Source organism: Cronobacter condimenti 1330, assembly GCF_001277255.1.
Lineage (GTDB): Bacteria > Pseudomonadota > Gammaproteobacteria > Enterobacterales > Enterobacteriaceae > Cronobacter > Cronobacter condimenti.
This window is the reverse complement of the sequence record NZ_CP012264.1, coordinates 1,861,234-1,880,126: the sequence shown is the minus strand read 5'-3', so window position 1 is coordinate 1,880,126 and position 18,893 is coordinate 1,861,234. Positions and strand designations below refer to the sequence as shown.

Below are 18,893 nucleotides of genomic sequence, written 5' to 3'. Positions count from 1 at the left end.
CCGCTCAACACGCCGTCAGGCGGCGTGTTGATTTGGGTCTGCCAATGCTGTTGTTTTGATGTCGAATGGGTTGCTTTTCAGGGAGATAAGCCGACGTATATGGCCTATCACCTGTTTACCCGTGATAAAACGCGTGCACTCGTACTGCCGGTCCGTGCCTTTGTGGCGCGGACACCAGAAATAGTCCTGATGGTCAAAATTCAGACGCACGTCATCCCAGCAGCCGTTACAAACGTGGGTATTGATGACGCGCCAGGGGGTATAAAATTCGCTGCCGGGCAGGCTAAAGCCGCTTATCAGCACGACAGGGATGCGACAGCCCCAGGCAAGCCAGGAAAGCCCGCTGCCAAGGCCGATAAAGAATTCGGCGTGCTCCAGCAGCGCCACGCGATCGCGCAGTGGCAGGCTGCCGGTGAAATCTTCTACGCCGTGAGGGATCCGGTTCCAGACATAACCGCGTCCGACGACGCGCTCTTTATCGATGCATAAAACGCGATAACCCTGCGCTTTCAGAAATTCGATAACTTCATGCCAGCCGCTACCGTTGTTCCAGAATTTGGCCTGGCTTGTGGATTGTGTGGCGATACACACGTAGGGTTCCGCTATCTGACGCGGCGCGTTCTGACGCAAATCCGGTACGATTTCCGTGGGGTCGACGCCAAGAATGTGACCGGCGGTGCGGTGCAGGCCGACGGCGCGGAAATCAAACGGCTGTTTGTCGAGGTCGCCCTGAAAAAAGAGTCCGACGCGCCAGGTGGCGTAAGGTGGTTCACGATGGGTGCGTTCGTTTGCCCAGCGGTCCGGTGCGTAGAACTGCAATTCCGGGTAGACCGGCGCGAAAAGCTCGATAATGGGCTGTGCCATGGTGCATTCCACCTGGCAGCCAAAGGTCTGACGAAAACGCTCGGCGTATGGCACCCAGCCGACCAGGTCGCCCAATGTGCCGGTGGGAAAGGAGATGAGTACGGGTTTGTCGCGCATGTCGAGCGCATGATCGAGCAGCGGTTCATCCTGCCCTTTCTTCCAGACCTGCAGGCGAAAAGGGACATAGTATTTTTTGGTGCTGATCACCCAACCTTCAGCGATATCACTCGCAAAAAGTATATTTCCCGTTTCGTTATCGCTTATTTCAACGCGCCAGTCGCCTGCCGGAAGAAGCAGTCGCGCGCCATCGTTAAAGTCATAAAGAATGCCTTCCGGCCCCTGCTGCGTGGGTATATCCGGGGGTAAAATAAAGGCGTAGCCATTACTGGCAGATGATACAGATGTCATCGCCATACCTACCTTAATTATCAGTATCAGGGTTATGCTGCTATTAAATAATTAACCCAACGTGTTTTAGACACACGTCAATGCTCAGACAGGTGCTGTCTGACGCAGTTATTTATCCGACATATCGCCAATCCGTTGAGCAGACAAAATGATGGTTTTAGTGTAGCTACATCGTTACTTATTGCAAATTTTTACCAAATATAAAAAACCTTTATTATCAAATAGATAGATAAATGTCACTGTAAGTGACTTTTCACTAAAGCTAAACTTTACAAGCATTTAGCACTCTTATAGAGACACCACTTTAGGATTATCCTCACCTTGCAATACGCAGATCAGGCTATTTCGAAGCGGAAAGAATATATTTTTTGACCATCAACCAGACGCTAAAAACATACTCTTTGTTTATTTTCAATAGGAAAACCGGCAACGATGCACGCCGCCCCACAGCAAATATTAGTAGGGTTTCATGAGCGCGGTAGTTTTATTAACGAATAAAAATTAAACACGCACGTTATAAATTAAGATGAGAATAATTATTTTTTTGTTTCGCGAATAAACCAAAATAAGATTCCGAAACGTTTTGGGGCGATGAATATAATTTAAGCAGCAATATCGATAATTGAGAGAGCCTTCACAACACACTTGTACAATAAAAGTTTGCTGATAACGTTTTGTCATGCTTCCTTAACGGATAAGCAACAGAAACGAAGCGGTGGAGGTTTTTCCATAATGAAACAGCGTTTTTAATTCCTTTCTGCGTAGCCGGAAGCTATAATGCGGGCATTCTAACTTGAATGGTTTCAGCACATTGGATAACGCCTTTACCGTCGAACATTTGCTCTCTCGCCGCCTGGCTGAACCACAAGCACACTTTCTCCTGCACGCTCTTTTGATGTCACCTATCCTTAGGCTGTGGCATCACAACTTTCGCAACACAAGTTTACCCGACCGGCAAAGCACGCCGCAGGGCATGATTTCCATATCCTTCAACTAAAGATTAAGACTGTCATGAAAAAGACGAAAATTGTTTGCACCATCGGTCCGAAAACCGAATCTGAAGAAATGCTGACCAAAATGCTCGATGCGGGCATGAACGTGATGCGCCTTAACTTCTCCCATGGCGATTACGAAGAACACGGTCAGCGCATCAAAAACCTGCGCAACGTTCTGGCGAAAACCGGTAAGCAAGCCGCTATTCTGCTGGATACCAAAGGCCCGGAAATCCGCACCATCAAACTGGAAGGCGGTAACGACGTTTCTCTGAAAGCCGGTCAAACCTTTACTTTCACCACGGACAAATCTGTGGTGGGCAACAGTGAAATCGTTGCAGTAACTTATGAAGGCTTCACGAAAGATCTTTCCGTGGGCAACACCGTGCTGGTGGATGACGGCCTGATTGGCATGGAAGTTACCGCCATCGAAGGCAATAACGTTATTTGTAAAGTGCTGAACAACGGTGACCTGGGCGAAAACAAAGGCGTAAACCTGCCGGGCGTTTCTATCGCCCTGCCGGCACTGGCGGAAAAAGATAAAAAAGACCTTATCTTTGGTTGTGAACAAGGCGTCGATTTCGTTGCGGCTTCCTTTATTCGTAAACGCTCTGACGTCGAAGAAATTCGCCAGCACCTGAAAGCGCACGGCGGCGAGCACATCCAGATTATTTCGAAAATCGAAAACCAGGAAGGCCTGAATAACTTCGACGATATCCTCGAAGCGTCTGACGGCATCATGGTTGCGCGCGGCGACCTGGGCGTTGAAATCCCGGTTGAAGAAGTCATCTTCGCGCAGAAAATGATGATCGAGAAATGTATCCGCGCGCGCAAAGTGGTTATTACTGCGACCCAGATGCTGGACTCCATGATTAAAAACCCGCGTCCGACCCGGGCGGAAGCAGGCGACGTAGCGAACGCCATTCTGGATGGTACCGATGCCGTGATGCTGTCGGGTGAATCTGCTAAAGGGAAATACCCGCTGGAAGCTGTGACCATCATGGCGACTATCTGCGAGCGTACCGACCGCGTAATGACCAGCCGTCTGGAGTTCAACAATGACAGCCGCAAGCTGCGCATCACTGAAGCCGTATGTCGTGGTGCGGTAGAAACCGCTGAGAAACTGGAAGCGCCGTTGATTGTGGTTGCGACTGAAGGCGGTAAATCAGCGAAGTCCGTACGTAAATACTTCCCGGATGCCACTATCCTTGCCCTGACCACCAACGAACTGACTGCGCGTCAGCTGGTGCTGAGCAAAGGCGTGGTACCGCAGCTGGTGAAAGAGATCTCCTCTACTGACGATTTCTACCGTCTTGGTAAAGACGCTGCGCTGGAAAGCGGCCTTGCGAAAAAAGGCGACGTGGTAGTGATGGTGTCAGGCGCGCTGGTTCCGAGCGGCACGACTAACACCGCTTCTGTGCACGTCCTGTAATAATATCCACCTTTTTTTAAACACGATTAAAAAGGTGCCGAAAGGCGCCTTTTAATTTGGCTTAAATAGACGCTGTGAATAAAAAAGCAAATCGGATTTCACTATTTAACGTTGATTTTTTCTAAGATGAATCCGATGAAAGTCGCCTGTTTTCTTTCATTTTTTTTAATGGTTCGCGCAATGTCGATGCTTCTTTGAGCGAACGATCAAAATTAAGCGTATTCCCATCAAAAAAATATTCTCAACCTAAAAAACTTTGTGTAATACTTGTAACGCTACATGGAGATTAACTCAATCTAGAGGGTATTAATAATGAATCGTACTAAACTGGTACTGGGCGCGGTAATCCTGGGTTCTACTCTGCTGGCTGGTTGCTCCAGCAACGCTAAAATCGATCAGCTGTCTTCTGACGTTCAGACCCTGAACGCTAAAGTTGACCAGCTGAGCAACGACGTGAACGCAATGCGTTCCGACGTTCAGGCTGCTAAAGACGACGCAGCTCGCGCTAACCAGCGTCTGGACAACATGGCTACTAAATACCGTAAGTAATAGTACCGTGTGAAAGAAAAATGGCGCACATTGTGCGCCATTTTTTTTGCCCCGCTTCTGCCCTCTTATTCTTGCGCTTTCCCTTTGCCACACTGATGCTCTTTCTGCTTTATGCGCGTGGAAAACGTGCGTTGTCACGTCACTGTACGGTCATATGAACCGATGGCTGCACCACAGCTTCATTAACGCTCTCACTGCCTGATGAAATCACCGCAGCCCTGGCGCTCTGTATCGGTGTCACAGGTGCCGGCTTTCCGCCAGATGCACTCACGATAACCGGGTAGCCTGTACGGCGCGTCAGCGCGTTATCTACCGCGAGCGTATCGGTGCCCGCATCGTCAATGAACTGGCCAAATGCTGCATTGATGGCAACCGGCATCGTCTGCGGATTATCCGCGTCACTGCGCGACAGCGGCTGATGCACTTCAACATACCTCTCGCCATCAGGCTCGGTAGAATATTTCACGGGTTCGTTGATAATTTGCACGCGTGCTCCCCACGCCACCTGATTAAAGAGCGCTTTAATATCCGCCGCGCGCATACGTATACATCCGGAGCTGGCCCGCAGCCCGATGCTGCTGCGGGCATTGGTGCCATGAATGAGATATTCACCGCCGCCCTGCTGTAAACGCAGCGCAAAGCGCCCCAGCGGGTTATTCGGCCCGGCGGGAATCACTGCTGGCAACGTGACGCCGTGGGCCTGCGAACGGGCGCGCATGGCGGCCGTCGGGGTCCAGGTCGGGTTGGGGATTTTCTGTATAATGCGCGTCGACATGACCGGCGTTTCGCGGCCTGTCAGGCCAATGCCAATAGGGTAGACCTCAACGCGAGGTTCACCCGGCGGATAATAGTAGAGACGCAACTCCGCCAGGTTGACGACAATGCCCTCACGCGGCGTGTCGGGCAATATCATTTGCGTTGGGATAATCAACTCGCTGCCGGCCATCGGCAGATACGGGTCGACCGTATTATTCGCCTCCAGCAATAACAGCACGCCGGTCTGATAGCGCTCGGCGATTTTTTCCAGGTTTTGGCTCTCACGCGGGACAAGGTATGTCTGGTTTTCGCCAATAAGACGACTGCCAGGCGGCGGCAGCGGATAATCCACAGCGTGAACCTGCGCCGCGCCAAGTAGCCACAGCGCGAGCAATGGGCAGGAAAAATTGCGTTTCATAAGCACGACCTGTTTTCACCGACGGGCGTCGGAAGGCTGAACATCCGCGAAGCCCATCGGGCCTCGCGTGACAGGAGAAAGCCGTGCTGTAAGATTAGCTCAGGTCGGCGGCTTTCGCGCGGATAGCGCGGATCATCGCCTCTAAGCCTTGTGAGCGGGACGGGGTAAGATGCTGGGTCAGCGACATCTCTTCAAACCACGAGCGAATGTCGAAACTGACGATATCCTGCGCGGTCATCTGCTGGTAGAGCGCAAACACGACGGCGATAAGCCCTTTCACGATGGCCGCGTCACTGTCGCCACGCATCTCAATGACGCCATCGTCGCGCGGTGACATCACAATCCAGACCTGGCTCTGGCAGCCCAGAATACGATGCGCCGGCGTACGGTCCGCGTCATCGAGCGGTGCCAGCCGCTGGCCAAGCTCGATGATATAGAGATATTTTTCTTCCCAGTTCGCGCAACGGTTAAAGTTACGCAGCAGTTTCTCTTTTTCCGGCAAACCAGCCATTATCGCTCCTTTCAGCCTAACAAACGATGAATGCGGATAAGCCCGGCGACCAGCCGGTCCACTTCATCTTCGGTATTGTACATCGCGAGCGACGCGCGGCACATTGCAGGTACGCCGTAAAATTCCATGAGCGGCATCGCGCAGTGATGCCCGGTACGCACCGCAACACCGTAGTTATCAAGAAAACTGCCCACGTCGTAGGCGTGATGTTTGCCAAGGTTAAAGGCAATAACCCCCAGCCGTTCGGCAGGGCCGTAGATATGCAGATCCGGCACCGCCTGCAATTCACGCAGTGCATAGGTCATCAGCGTGCGCTCGTAATCGTGAATATTATCGAGGCCAATTGCGTCAACATAATTCATCGCCGCGCCAAGCCCGATAATTCCACCCGTATTCGGCGTGCCCGCTTCAAAGCGCCACGGCGCGGCAGCCCAGGTGGTGCCCTCAGTCAGGCTGACGGTTGCGATCATCGCCCCGCCCCCTTCCCACGGCGGCATCGCCTGGAGAATATCTTCTTTAACGTAAAGCACGCCAATACCGGTCGGCCCGTAGAGCTTATGACCGGAGAAAAGATAGAAGTCACAATCCAGCGCCTGAACGTCCACCTTGTGGTGCATCACTGCCTGCGCGCCGTCCACCAGCACTTTCACACCCGCCTGGTGGGCAGTCGCAACAATGTCCGCCACCGGGTTTTCAGTACCGAGCACATTAGAGACGTGCGTGACCGCCAGAAGCCGGGTGCGGTCATCCATCAATGAGGGCAGTTTATCAAGCTGCAGTGTGCCGTCCTGGTTTATCGGCAATACCCGCAGCTGCGCGCCAGTGCGCTCACACAGCATCTGCCACGGCACAATATTCGCGTGATGCTCCATGGCGGTGACGATAAGGTTATCGCCCGCGCGCAGCTGGCTGTTACCCCAGCTGTTCGCCACCAGGTTTATCCCCTCGGTTGTGCCGCGGACAAAGACTATCTCTTCCGGCAGACGCGCATTAATAAACTGCGCCGCACGTGAACGCACATCTTCCATACGCTGGGTCGCTTGCGCGCTCAGCGTGTGAATACCGCGATGGACCGCGGCATAGCCATGACGGTAAAACTCCGCCTCGGCGTCAATCACTGCGAGCGGCTTCTGGGCACTGGCCGCGCTGTCGAGATACGCCAGCGGCTGGCCGTTAACCTCGCGCGTCAGCACCGGGAAGTCGCTGCGCACCTGCTGTAGAGAAAAACTCATGCCTCTCCCCCTGCAAAGCGCTGACCGATACGGGCCAGCACCTGCTGTTTGAGCGCCTCGTCGTGGATGCTTTCCGTCAGCTCCGCGGCGAACGCGAAGATAATCATCTGCTGCGCCGCCTGTTCGTTAATGCCGCGCGAGCGCAGATAGAACATTTGCTCATCGTCAATGCGGCCCACCGTCGCGCCGTGGCTGCATTTCACGTCATCGGCATAAATTTCCAGCTGCGGTTTAGTATCGACTTCCGCCAGTCGGCCCAGCAGCAGGTTGTTATTGCTCATCTGACCGTCGGTTTTAATCGCATGCTGCGCGACGTTAATCAGCCCGTTAAACACCGCGCGGCCTTTGTCACGCACGATGGTTTTATGCAACTGGCGGCTGTTGCAGTAGCCTTTGTTGTGCTCAAGCCAGGTACGGGTATCGCACACTTCATTATTTACCGGCAGCGCCAGGCTGTTGACCCGAAGCGTAATGTTTTCGCCGTTAAGCTGTGTGCTGGTGTTGTGGCGCAGGACGCCCGCACCCAGCAGAAAACTGCTGCTGGCCGCCTGCGCGTCCTGCGAGACCAGCAGATCGTTATGCGCAAAATGCCAGCTCACCGGGTTTTCAAACGCAAGCTTATAGTGATTAAGCTGCGCGTTAGCGCCAACCTGCATGGTCAGTCTCGCGCCGGTGAAGTGCGGCTGCGCATCGCGGCTGACGTAATGTTCGATAACCGTCGCCTGCGCGCCTTCGCCAAGATCCAGATGATGACGATAATGCACGGTATTGATTTCATCGCCGGCGCGGCCTGCGCTGATATGCATCAGCAGTAGTGCTTTTTGCGGCTGCTGGTTACGTGCCACCCGAATATGCGTGACGGTGTGCGCCAGGCTTTCCGTCAGGTGTAAAAACGCTTCCGGCTGAACCGGCGCAGGCAACCCGCTGCGGCTGTCGTTGACGCTAATTTCAAATCCGCTGCCGTCATGCGCGTCGCTAAGCTCTGGGGCGAAGCGGCCATCGACAAACACCAGGCGTAGCGCGTCAACCGGTAAGGCGAGTTCATCGCACGCGTCACGGCTAAGCGGCTGGGCCGCAGGCATGACGAAGTCGTGCTTCAGTAAGCCGTCGAGCGGCGTGTATTTCCAGTTTTCATGTTTACGGGTGGGCAGCCCGAGACGCAGCAGCTGTTGCAAATGCTCGCGCGCCTCTTCAGAGCGTTCCCCGCCCTGCGCCTCAAACAGGCGATGCCACTGTTGCAGCGCGTTACTGTTGTTCGGTAAGCCAGCCATAGCCCTGCTCCTCCAGCTGTTTGACCAGAGAGAAGTCGCCAGACTTCACGATCCGCCCCTGATACAGCACATGAACAAAATCAGGCTTGATATAGTCCAGAATGCGCTGGTAGTGGGTAACGATGATAAACGCACGCTTACCGTCACGAAGCGCGTTCACGCCTTCAGAGACTATCTTCAGGGCGTCGATATCCAGACCTGAGTCCGTCTCATCGAGGATGCACAGCTCCGGCTCCAGCACCGCCATCTGGAGAATATCGTTACGTTTTTTCTCACCGCCGGAGAAGCCAACGTTCACAGAACGGGTCAGCAAATCTTCCGGCATTTTCAGCAGCTTGATTTTCTCTTCCATCAAATCCTGGAAGTCAAAACGGTCGAGTTCTTCCTGGCCGCGGTATTCGCGTACCGCGTTCAGCGCGGTCTGCAGGAAGAACTGGTTGCTGACGCCCGGGATCTCTACCGGATACTGAAATGCCATAAAGATGCCTTCGCCCGCACGCTCTTCCGGCGACAGCGTCAGCAGATCTTTGCCTTTGAAATGCACTTCACCGCCGGTGATTTCATAATCTTCGCGCCCGGCAAGCGTCGCAGAAAGCGTACTTTTCCCCGAGCCGTTCGGCCCCATGATGGCGTGCACCTCCCCTGGTTTTACTTCAAGGTTTAAACCGCGCAGGATGGCCTTCTCTTCTACGCTGACCTGTAAATCGTTAATGCTTAACATGTCTTATCCTTTTTCTCGCCTTAACCGACGCTGTGCTCAAGGCTAATGGCTAATAATTTTTGTGCTTCGACCGCGAATTCCAGCGGCAGCTCTGAAAAGACATCCTTACAGAAGCCGTTCACGATCATCGAGATAGCGTCTTCTTCGCTGATCCCGCGTTGCAGGCAATAGAACAGCTGATCTTCGCCGATGCGCGAAGTCGTCGCCTCGTGCTCCAGCTGGGCGCTGTTGTTACGACACTCCACATACGGGAAAGTATGCGCGCCACAGTCCGGGCCAATCAGCATCGAGTCGCACTGCGTAAAGTTACGGGCGTTAGTGGCCGTTGGCATGATTTTTACCAGGCCGCGATAGCTGTTCTGGCTTTTGCCGGCGGAGATCCCTTTCGAGATGATGGTCGATTTGGTGTTTTTACCGATATGGATCATCTTGGTGCCGGTGTCGGCCTGCTGATGGCCGCTGGTCAACGCCACGGAGTAGAACTCACCAATGGAGTTATCGCCGCGCAGGATGACGCTCGGGTATTTCCAGGTAATGGCCGAACCGGTTTCTGACTGCGTCCAGGACATCTTGCTGTTTTCGCCTTCGCACAGCGCTCGCTTGGTCACGAAGTTCAGGATGCCGCCGGTGTTATTGTCGCCCGGGAACCAGTTTTGCACCGTTGAGTATTTGACCTCGGCGTCTTTATGGATGATGACTTCGACCACCGCGGCGTGCAGCTGGTAGCTGTCGCGCACCGGTGCCGAGCAGCCCTCGATATAACTGACGTAGCTGCCTTCATCGGCCACCAGAATGGTGCGCTCAAACTGGCCGGTTTTCTCCGCGTTAATACGGAAATAGGTGGAAAGCTCCATCGGGCAGCGCACGCCTTTCGGCACATAGATAAACGTGCCGTCGGAGGCGACGGCGGCATTGAGTGCCGCGAAGAAGTTATCGTTCGACGGTACCACGGTGCCGATATACTTTTTCACAAGCTCCGGGTGATCGTGGATAGCTTCGCCAAATGAGCAGAAAATAATGCCCTGCTCCGCCAGTTTGTCGCGGTAGGTGGTGGCAACCGAGACAGAGTCGAAAATGGCGTCGACCGCCACTTCGCGCCCTTCACGCACCGGTACGCCAAGCTGGTTGAACGCCTCTTCCACTTCCTGCGTCAGGTAGCTGTTGTTATTTCCCCCGGGCTGCTGCACGGCGCCAGGCTGGGATGCACATGCATCGTCGCAATGGCCGCAGGAAGGCGCGGAGTAATAACTGTAATCCTGATAATTTAGTTTGTCGTAATGGGCATGCAGCCAGTGCGGCTCTTCCATTTCAAGCCAGGCGCGATAGGCGCTCAGGCGAAACTCCAGCATCCACTCCGGCTCGTTGCGTTTCGCGGAAATCGCGCGCACAACCTCTTCATTGATGCCATTAGCCAGTTCATCGGTCTGAAGCCGGGTAAAAAAGCCCTCTTTGTAGTTCAGGGGGCCGCTCCAGGTGTTGACATCGTCAGTTGCTTCACTGTTACGGGACATAATTACTCCGCCTGGACCCCAAAACTTTCACCGCAGCCGCACGCGTGCTGCGCTTTAGGGTTATTGAATTTAAAAATCTGGTTTAAGCCTTCGCGCACGAAATCCACTTCGGTGCCGTCAATAAACGGCATCGCCTGAAGCGGTACATACAGGCGCGCGCCGTCTGCCTCGAAAACCAAATCGTCGTCTTTAGGTTCGCTGACCGTGTCCAGCACATAGCCAAACCCGGCGCAGCCGCTCTGTTTCACACCCAGACGAACACCCAGCAGACCCGGTTTCTGCGCCATTAAGTCGCGAATATGTTTGGCCGCGTCTGGCGTCATCGTCAGGCCCTGCCAGTTGAACTCTGCGGGGTTGAACGTACCTGCTTGTGATTCCATAGGTCTGTCTCCTGGAGTGAATGCCTTGCGGGCGATAACGCTATGTTAGTGATAATAATTATCACTTCAACCTCTGCGGATCAGGGGTATTCCCGTTAACGGCACATTTTGAACACTTTCATTAAGCATAGACCCTCCCTGAGAGCCTGCTGCGGGCAAAGATAGCGTTCAAAAGAGATGAATATTCAATGGGTTAACAACCAAAACGAAGAGATAAGTATGCGATACTGCCGCCTGAATAAAAGATGTATCGTTTATACCTATTTATATAATAGCGCGCCTGCGGGCGCCGGGTTGTCCTAAAGGGCGGTTATCGCGGGGGAGATAAGGACGTAATAAAAAACCCGGCATCGCCGGGTTTAGTGTGAAACGGTATCAGATAACCGCGGTGGTGAGGCGCGACGTGCAGCAGAGCCGGTCTTGCTCGTCGAAAATCTCTATCTGCCACACCTGGTGGCGTCGCCCGACGTGCACAGCACGGCAGACGCCGCGCACACGGCCGCTGCGTACGCTGCGCAGATGGTTGGCATTGACCTCAAGCCCGACGACGTTTTGCTCGCCCTCAGTGCAAAGATAGCCCGCCACCGAGCCGAGCGTTTCAGCGAGTACAACCGATGCCCCGCCGTGCAGCAGGCCGAAAGGCTGATGGGTACGGCTGTCCACAGGCATGGTGGCTTCGATGTGCGCATCATCTAACCGGGTGAAGCGGATATCCAGCAGCCCGACCATATTACTGGCGCCCATTGCATTTAGCGCCTCAAGCGTGGTGCTACGCCGCCAAATCATACGATGATCCCCAACAGTGCCTGAACCGGATGACGCACACCGCTGCCCTCGATGCGTTTAACCTGGCTTCGACAGGAATACCCTGTCGCAAGGCAGCGGGTACGGGGCAAACGCTGCATCGCCTGATGCCAGGAAAGCTCATAAATGCCGAGTGAATTGGCGTGGTTTTTCACCTCATGTCCGTAGGTGCCCGCCATGCCGCAGCAGCCGACATTCACGCCTTCAAGTCTTGCGCCGAACTTCGCGAAAATGGCCGCCCACTGGCTGGCCGTACCCGGAAGCGCAGTGACTTCAGTACAGTGCCCGAACAGATACCACGGCTCGCCGCCAACCGACGAGGCCGGACGATCGGCAAGCGCCGTGGTAAGCCATTCATGCACCAGCTGCACGTGGAATTCGCCCCGCGTCTCGCCAAGCGTCTGCTTATATTCATCGCGATAGCAGAGCACCAGCGCCGGATCGACCCCCACGAGCGGCATGCCGAGTTGCGCCACGCGGTTTAAGAAATCAGCCGTTTTGCGCGCTGTCCTGGCGAAGCGCTGAAGGAAGCCCTTGATATGCTGCGCTTTGCCGTTGGGCGAGAATGGCAGCACGACCGGCGTAAACCCAAGCTTTTCGCAAAGCCTGACGAAATCGGCCACTACCTGCGCGTCGTAATAACTGGTAAACGGATCCTGTACCACCAGCACCGTGCGCGCTTTCTCTGCCTCCGGCAGCCGCTCCAGCTCCTCAAGCGTCATCCCGGCGCTGCGATGCCCCACCAGTTGTTGCTGAAGCGTCGGCGTTGAGAGCAGCGGCAGATCAACCATGCCGATATGGCGCTCGGAGAGCGAACGCACCCACGGCTGGCGCATAAAGAAATTGAAGGTTTTCGGCGCACGCGCCATCAGCGGCGCATAGCTTTCAACCGTCGCTATCAGATGGTCGCGCATCGGGCGTAAATAGCGCGTGTGATACAGCTGCAAAAAGCGTGAGCGAAACTCCGGCACGTCGATTTTGATAGGACACTGCGTAGAGCAGGCTTTACAGGCGAGACAGCCGCTCATTGCCTCTTTAACCTCGTGCGAGAAATCATATTCGCCGCGCCCGGCATGCCAGCTGTTGCGGGTGCGCTCAATCAGCGAGCGCAGACTGGCGCGCTTGTGCGGCAGCGCTTTTTCAAGCGCCAGCGGGTCGATACCGCGATCCGAAAGCAGCCGCAGCCATTCGCGCACCAGCGTCGCACGCCCTTTTGGCGAATGAATGCGGTTGCTGGTGATTTTCATCGACGGACACATCGGGCTTTTCACATCGAAGTTAAAGCACAGGCCATTGCCGTTGCACTCCATCGCGCCGCGCCAGGAGGTGCGCACCGCGAGCGGGATCTGCCGGTCGAAGGTGCCGCGCTTCACCGCGTCCACTTTCATCATCGGCGCGTCAAGGCCATACGGCGCGCAAATCTTGCCGGGGTTCAGGCGGTTATCCGGGTCGAAGGCCGCCTTAATCCGCCGCAGCTCGTCATACAGCGTTTCCCCGAAAAACGCCGGGCTATATTCGGCGCGAAAGCCTTTGCCATGTTCGCCCCACAACAGGCCGCCATAGCGGGCAGTGAGCGCCACCACTTCATCGGAGATGCGCTTCATCAGCATCTCTTGCTGCGGATCGCACATATCCAGCGCCGGGCGCACATGCAGTACACCTGCATCCACATGGCCAAACATGCCATAACTCAGGCCGTGGCCATCCAGCAGCGCGCGGAATTCCGCGATGTAATCCGCCAGATGTTCCGGCGGCACACAGGTATCTTCGGCAAACGGTATCGGCTTGGCGAGCCCTTTGGCATTACCAAGCAGCCCCACCGCTTTTTTACGCATCGCATAAATACGCTCAACGCCTGAAAGCTCGCGGCAGACCTGCCAGCCGATAACGCCGCTCTGGTTGTCGGCCATCAGCTCATCAAGCCGGGCGCAGAGCGACTCGACGCGGCCATCGATCAGCGCTTCGTCATCGCCCGCGAATTCGACGATATTGAGGCCAAGCATCTCTTTATCCGGCACGTCGGTTATCAGTTCACGCACCGAATGCCAGACGATATCTTCCCGCGCCAGGTTCAGGACACGTGAATCCACGGTTTCGACAGACAACGCCTGCGCCTCGACCATAAAGGGCGCGCTGCGTAACGCCGAGTCGAAGGAGTCATATTTTACATTCACGAGCCGCCGCACTTTCGGCAGCGGCGTGATATCAAGCCGTGCTTCGGTAATAAATGCCAGCGTGCCTTCCGATCCGCAGAGGATGCGAGTCAGGTCAAATTCTGAAAGTGAGTCGTTAAAGACGTGGCGCAAATCGTAGCCGGTAAGAAAGCGGTTGAGCTTTGGAAACTTCTCAAGGATCAGCGCCCGCTGCTCACGGCAACGCGTCAGCACGGTGTGATAAACACGACCGAGCGTCGTGCGGGCGCGACCCAGCTCTTCGGCAAGCGGCGTCGGGATGGCCTGAGTATCGAGAATATCGCCGCCCAGCAGCACCGCACGCAGGCCAAGCACATGATCGGAGGTTTTACCGTAAACCAGCGAACCCTGCCCCGAGGCGTCAGTGTTAATCATCCCGCCAAGCGTGGCGCGGTTGCTGGTGGAAAGCTCCGGCGAAAAGAAATAGCCGTAGGGCTTTAAGTATTCATTGAGCTGATCTTTGATAACCCCAGCCTCGACGCGCACCCAGCACTGCTCTGGGTTGATTTCGATGATGCGGTTCATGTAGCGCGACATGTCGACGACGATCCCCTGATTGAGGGACTGGCCGTTCGTGCCGGTACCGCCACCGCGCGGGGTAAAAATCAACGAGGCAAAGCGCGGTTCTGCGGCAAGACGCGCCATAAGCGCCACATCAGCGGTGGAGCGGGGGAAAATCACCGCGTCGGGAAGAAGCTGATAGATACTGTTATCGGTCGCCATCGTGAGGCGATCGGCGTAGTTAGTGGCGGTATCGCCGGTAAAACCTTGTTGCTCCAGTGCCTGCAAAAAGTTCAGCACCACCTGGACCAGCCCGGGCGCCTGAGAAATTTGTGGGATCATGGATCGTTGACCCTGCCTGACATTTTGATGTTGGAAGTTATCGTTTGCGTTGTGCATTCAAGGTTGTATCACATTTTTTTATGTCACGCCCGCCAGAAATGCGCCGGGGATGCGGCTATTCAAAAGGCCCGAAATCACTCATCATAAGCACGCCCCGACCGGGGCGGGAACGCCTTCGGGCGTAACGCGTATGACAAAAGGTGAATGTGGTTTATGGTAAAACTTCGACAGCCCATGGACGTGCCGCAAATTCTGCTGTCCGTGTTGTTTCTCTCGGTAATGATCATCGCCTGCCTGTGGATTGTGCAGCCCTTTATTCTGGGGTTCGCCTGGGCAGGCACGGTGGTTATCGCCACCTGGCCGCTGTTGCTGCGGCTGCAGAAGATGCTGTGGGGCAGGCGCTCGCTGGCCGTGATCGTGATGGTACTCATCCTGATGATGCTGTTTGTTATTCCGGTGGCGTTGCTGGTCAACAGTCTCGTGGATAACAGCGCGCCGTTTATTCACTGGCTGACCTCCGGCCAGATGACCATGCCAGACCTGGCGTGGCTCAACAGCATTCCGTATATCGGCAATAAATTGTATCTCGGCTGGCACAACCTCGTTGAGAGCGGCGGTTCAGCCATCATGGCCAAAGTGCGCCCCTACCTGGGGACGACGACCGGCTGGTTTATCGGCCAGGCCGCGCATCTTGGGCGCTTGCTGATGCATTGTGGCCTGATGCTGCTCTTTAGCGCCCTGCTCTACTGGCGCGGTGAACAGGTCGCGTACGGCATTCGTCACTTCGCGATTCGCCTTGCCTCTACGCGCGGCGACGCGGCCGTGCTGCTGGCAGGCCAGGCGATCCGCGCCGTGGCGCTCGGCGTGGTAGTGACTGCCCTGGTTCAGGGCGTGCTGGGCGGCATCGGTCTTGCGATTTCTGGCATTCCTTACGCCACGCTCCTGATGGTCGTGATGATCTTAAGCTGTCTGGTGCAGCTTGGTCCGTTGCCCGTACTTGTGCCTGCCATTATCTGGCTTTACTGGAGCGGTGATGCCACCTGGGGCACCGTGCTGCTTATCTGGAGCGCCGTGGTAGGCACGCTGGATAACATTATCCGCCCGATGCTGATTCGGATGGGCGCAGATTTACCGATGGTGCTTATCCTCTCGGGCGTTATCGGCGGGCTTATCGCCTTCGGCATGATTGGTCTTTTTATCGGCCCGGTACTGTTGGCGGTATCCTGGCGATTGTTCTCGGTATGGGTGCGCGAAGCGCCGTTACCGGAGGATAATTCGCAAACTGTGATCGAGGCGCTGGAAGAGAGCGAACAGGAAAAAGTAAAACAATAAAACGCAGGCGGGGAAACCCGCCTTTTACTTAAGTGCTGCTTATTGATTACCTCCCTATTCTACTGGTCAGACCCGTGATTTATCGTAAATTCCGTCCTTTGGCTCGTTAATAATTCATTAACGCTGAACTATTGAGACGAATCTGATCGACGCAAAAAATGGATAAGCCTACTATTTATCCACGGTTATAAATCAACGCCTTGATTTATAAACATGGAAATCCCCTGAGTGAAACAACGAATTGCTGTGTGTAGTCTTTGCCCATCTCCCACGATGGGCTTTTTTTTATTCTTCGACTGATTACTTATTGCTCAATATTACATGAGCTGAGCATCCGCCAGTTATTTCCGAGTTCCCGGGTGTCACCTTCTACGGTAATCAAACCGCGACGACGAATATCGCCACTGTTCGCCCCGATATATATTTCAAACTCGCCAGGCTCCACGATGCGCGCCCCCTCGCGATTCGTAAAATTGAGCATATCAACCGGTACGCGAAACGTGAGACGCGCGCACGCGCCGGGGGCCAGAGAGACCCGCCCAAAGGCTTTCAGCTCCTGCACCGGGCGCACCAGCGAGGCCACCTTATCGCGCACGTAAAGCTGTGCCACCTCGCTGCCCGCCTGCGCGCCCCGGTTAGTGAGCGTCACCGAAACGTTGACCTCGCCATCCATCGGCACTGACGGGCTGGCAATCTCCAGCGGGCCGTAGTCGAATTCCGTCCAGGTTTTGCCATAGCCAAAGGGATAACGCGAGCCAAAATGAAACGCGAACGGCGTGCCGCCGCTCTTGAGCTTGTGGTTGTAGTAGTACGGCATCGCACCGGCGCTCTTCGGCACCGACACCACCAGACGCCCCTGCGGCTCAATCTTACCGGTCAGCAGATCGGCTATCGCCTGCCCGCCTTCCTGACCTGGTGCCCACGCCATCACCCAGGCCGCAACGCGCGATTCGAGCCCACCCAGATGATAAGGCCGCCCGCCGGTCATCACGACAACCACGGGCTTGCCGGTCGCGATCAGCGCCTCCAGTAACTGCTGCTGAACGCCGGGCAGTTGCAGGCTATCAGTATCGGAGCCCTCACCGACGGTTCCGCTCTGGAATAACCCGGACAGGTCGCCGACAAACGCCAGCACCACGTCGCTTTGCGCGGCGAGCGTCACTGCCTGTGGGATCATCGAGGTATCGTCAGACACCGGCGATTGCTGCATCGGTTTTTCGCCGCTGTCGCCCGGGAACACCGGCGCACCCGCCATGCGTTTTTCGATGATATGGCAGCCTTTGGCATAACCCACACGCGCATCGCCAAGCTGTTCGCGCAGCGCCGCGAGCGGCGTCGTGACCTGGTTTGTCTGCTCCAGCATATCGCTGATGATAAGATGCACCGGGAAACTGTACCCGCTTAGCAGCGCCAGCGGATCGTCCGCCGTTGGCCCGACGACCGCCACGCGCGGTTCGCCGCAAAGGGGCAGCACACCGTCGTTTTCAAGCAGGGTCAGGGAGCGCGCCGCCACCTCGCGGGCGATGCGCCGCGTTTCGTCGCTTTGCAGAGAAATGGCGTTTTCATCGGCATAAGGATGTTCAAACAACCCAAGTCGGAATTTCTCTGCGAGTACGCGCGCCACGATTTCATCGACTTTTTCCATAGAGATAAGCCCACGCGCCAGCGCGTCGGCGAGATGCCGCGCGCAGTCATCTTTCGGCAGTTCGATATCCAGCCCGGCGTTGAAAGCCAGCGCCGCCGAATGCGCGGCATCCACGGCCACGCCGTGATGCTGGTGCAACAGGCTCACCCCGCCGTAGTCGGCGACGATAATGCCGTCGAAGCCCCACTGTTCGCGAAGTAAGCGGGTCAGTAAAAAGTCATCGGCGTGCGTCGGCACATTATCGATATCGTGATACGCCGGCATCACCGAACCGGCGTGCGCCAGTTTGACGGCCATTTCAAAGGGCAGCAGGAAGGTATCATTGAGTTCGCAAAAGCCAAGGTGCACCGGTGCATGGTTGCGTGCCCCTTCGCTGAAGGAGTGGCCCACGTAGTGTTTAAGCGTCGCCAGCAGATCGCGCTGCGGCCCCTGCAAGCCTTTCACATAGTGCGTCGCCATCAGGCCCACCAGCCATGGATCCTCGCCGAAGGTTTCTTCGGTGCGGCCCCAGCGCACATCGCGCGAGACATCAAGCACCGGCGCAAGCCCCTGATGACAGCCGACTGCCCGCGCCTCGCGGCCGATCGCCTCTGCCGCCTGCTCAACCAGCTGCGGGTCCCATGTCGAGCCATAATTGAGCGAGGACGGAAACAGCGTCGCGTCTTTACACAAAAGCCCTACCAGACACTCTTCGTGGAACATCGCAGGAATGCCAAGCCGCGTCTCTTCCACCAGCATTTTTTGCAGGCGGTTAGCGGCGCGTACCCCTTCGCGCGGCGCCACGATGTGCGTGCCGAGCGGGCGGGTAATCTGCCCGGCACCGCGTTGCAGACGCTCGGCGAGCGCCGCCTGCTGCGTGGCGCCGGAAAACTCATCACTCAGATCGGTGCGCTCCCGGTGATCGCCGTCGGGCGACAACACCAGCCAGTAGGCATGCATCTGGGCGAATTTCTCCTCCGGTGTCATACGGGCGAGTAAATCGGCGACGCGTTCAGCCACCGGACGGGTTGGGTCCTTATAAATAGTCATCGG

Annotated in this window: 15 protein-coding genes and 1 other RNA gene; 5 read left to right on the top strand and 11 right to left on the bottom strand. The window is 55.8% G+C overall.

The features are described from left to right. Positions 1-15: 15 nt before the first annotated feature. The gene (locus tag AFK62_RS08625; RefSeq protein WP_007676433.1) at positions 16-1,278 is read right to left on the bottom strand and encodes an autotransporter strand-loop-strand O-heptosyltransferase; all 1,263 of its coding nucleotides are present in this window, start codon (positions 1,276-1,278) and stop codon (positions 16-18) included. Positions 1,279-2,065: 787 nt separating this feature from the next. Here AFK62_RS08625 and ynhH point away from each other — a divergent pair. The 3 genes from ynhH (at position 2,066) to lpp (ending at position 4,245) form a co-directional block, all read left to right on the top strand. Continuing rightward, entirely contained in the window at positions 2,066-2,269 is a 204-nt protein-coding gene (gene ynhH / locus AFK62_RS23135; RefSeq protein ID WP_420864776.1) for a protein YnhH, read from the top strand. A gap of 14 nt (positions 2,270-2,283) precedes the next feature. After that, complete coding sequence (gene pykF / locus AFK62_RS08620) at positions 2,284-3,696, top strand: pyruvate kinase PykF (protein WP_053531844.1); 1,413 nt, start codon at positions 2,284-2,286, stop codon at positions 3,694-3,696. Between the two features lie 312 nt (positions 3,697-4,008). Continuing rightward, positions 4,009-4,245 (top strand): murein lipoprotein Lpp, encoded by a 237-nt coding sequence (lpp, locus tag AFK62_RS08615; RefSeq protein ID WP_002443218.1) that lies wholly within the window; start codon positions 4,009-4,011, stop codon positions 4,243-4,245. Positions 4,246-4,384: 139 nt separating this feature from the next. On the opposite strand, the gene ldtE is transcribed toward lpp, so the two are convergent. From ldtE to ydiJ, 9 genes are all read right to left on the bottom strand, one after another. Continuing rightward, positions 4,385-5,419 carry a L,D-transpeptidase LdtE gene (gene ldtE, locus AFK62_RS08610; protein ID WP_007676427.1) on the bottom strand — a complete coding sequence of 345 codons (1,035 nt, stop codon included), beginning with the start codon at positions 5,417-5,419 and terminating at the stop codon, positions 4,385-4,387. Between the two features lie 94 nt (positions 5,420-5,513). Beyond that, the gene (gene sufE / locus AFK62_RS08605) at positions 5,514-5,930 is read right to left on the bottom strand and encodes a cysteine desulfuration protein SufE (protein ID WP_007676423.1); all 417 of its coding nucleotides are present in this window, start codon (positions 5,928-5,930) and stop codon (positions 5,514-5,516) included. Between the two features lie 11 nt (positions 5,931-5,941). Next, positions 5,942-7,162: a cysteine desulfurase SufS gene (gene sufS, locus AFK62_RS08600; RefSeq protein WP_007676421.1), complete on the bottom strand. Its 1,221-nt coding sequence runs from the start codon at positions 7,160-7,162 to the stop codon at positions 5,942-5,944. After that, complete coding sequence (gene sufD, locus AFK62_RS08595) at positions 7,159-8,433, bottom strand: Fe-S cluster assembly protein SufD (RefSeq protein WP_007676417.1); 1,275 nt, start codon at positions 8,431-8,433, stop codon at positions 7,159-7,161. The genes sufS and sufD overlap by 4 nt, the downstream gene beginning before the upstream one ends. Beyond that, the gene (gene sufC / locus AFK62_RS08590) at positions 8,408-9,154 is read right to left on the bottom strand and encodes a Fe-S cluster assembly ATPase SufC (protein WP_007676416.1); all 747 of its coding nucleotides are present in this window, start codon (positions 9,152-9,154) and stop codon (positions 8,408-8,410) included. Before sufC ends, sufD begins: the two co-directional genes overlap by 26 nt. 20 nt (positions 9,155-9,174) lie before the next feature. Further along, positions 9,175-10,665, bottom strand: a complete 1,491-nt coding sequence (gene sufB, locus AFK62_RS08585; RefSeq protein WP_007676415.1) for a Fe-S cluster assembly protein SufB — start codon at positions 10,663-10,665, stop codon at positions 9,175-9,177. 2 nt (positions 10,666-10,667) lie between these two features. Continuing rightward, the gene (gene sufA, locus AFK62_RS08580) at positions 10,668-11,045 is read right to left on the bottom strand and encodes a Fe-S cluster assembly scaffold SufA (protein WP_007676414.1); all 378 of its coding nucleotides are present in this window, start codon (positions 11,043-11,045) and stop codon (positions 10,668-10,670) included. 375 nt (positions 11,046-11,420) lie between these two features. Beyond that, positions 11,421-11,831 carry a 1,4-dihydroxy-2-naphthoyl-CoA hydrolase gene (gene menI, locus AFK62_RS08575; RefSeq protein ID WP_007676413.1) on the bottom strand — a complete coding sequence of 137 codons (411 nt, stop codon included), beginning with the start codon at positions 11,829-11,831 and terminating at the stop codon, positions 11,421-11,423. Further along, on the bottom strand, positions 11,828-14,884 hold the full coding sequence (ydiJ, locus tag AFK62_RS08570; RefSeq protein ID WP_007676412.1) for a D-2-hydroxyglutarate dehydrogenase YdiJ: 3,057 nt from the start codon (positions 14,882-14,884) through the stop codon (positions 11,828-11,830). Before ydiJ ends, menI begins: the two co-directional genes overlap by 4 nt. 213 nt (positions 14,885-15,097) lie before the next feature. Here ydiJ and ydiK point away from each other — a divergent pair, with 213 nt between their 5' ends. Both ydiK and rprA read left to right on the top strand, forming a co-directional pair. Next, positions 15,098-16,216, top strand: a complete 1,119-nt coding sequence (gene ydiK, locus AFK62_RS08565; RefSeq protein WP_032984634.1) for an AI-2E family transporter YdiK — start codon at positions 15,098-15,100, stop codon at positions 16,214-16,216. A 181-nt stretch (positions 16,217-16,397) separates the two neighbouring features. Continuing rightward, an RNA gene (gene rprA / locus AFK62_RS21090) (antisense sRNA RprA) lies at positions 16,398-16,505 on the top strand. 15 nt (positions 16,506-16,520) lie between these two features. On the opposite strand, the gene AFK62_RS08560 is transcribed toward rprA, so the two are convergent. Then, positions 16,521-18,890 carry a glycoside hydrolase family 3 N-terminal domain-containing protein gene (locus AFK62_RS08560; RefSeq protein ID WP_053531843.1) on the bottom strand — a complete coding sequence of 790 codons (2,370 nt, stop codon included), beginning with the start codon at positions 18,888-18,890 and terminating at the stop codon, positions 16,521-16,523. Positions 18,891-18,893 lie beyond the last annotated feature (3 nt).